General features: G+C 64.6%; 1 protein-coding gene. It reads left to right on the forward strand.

Going from position 1 to position 398, the window contains the following annotated elements:
* Positions 1 to 40: 40 nt before the first annotated feature.
* The coding region (locus I6F37_RS43415; protein WP_225154898.1) for a hypothetical protein at positions 41 to 398 on the forward strand (358 nt) is incomplete at its 3' end.

Consider the following 398-nt stretch of genomic DNA (forward strand, 5'->3'; position numbering starts at 1 on the left):
CATCGTGGCAGTGCGTCTCTTGGGTGTAACGGCAGAAGTAGTGCTGCTCGACGCCGCAGGAAAGACGCTGCGCACTCTCTATAGGGCTGCGCCGGCGGAGTCGATCGTCGGGCTGGCGGCGAAGCAGGACGTGGTGGTCATCAGCACACTGCGCGGCGGGCAATGGTCCCTGGTCGATGTTGGCGGCGGCCAGCCGGTGGTGCTGCTCAGCGACTCGTCGATCAAGCATTCGCCACGCTTCGGCGCCTCGTCAGGCCAGATTTTTTTCATTGCCGACTACGGCAAGGTCTACAACGTCTGGTCACTGAACCGCGGCGCGCGCTCGCTGCAGCGCTGGACGCAGGCGACAAACGGCGTGCGCGAGATGAGCGCTCCGGTGGATGGAGAGATCCTGCTCG

This window comes from Bradyrhizobium sp. NBAIM08 (genome assembly GCF_020193935.1).
In the GTDB taxonomy this organism is placed as follows: Bacteria; Pseudomonadota; Alphaproteobacteria; order Rhizobiales; family Xanthobacteraceae; genus Bradyrhizobium; species Bradyrhizobium yuanmingense.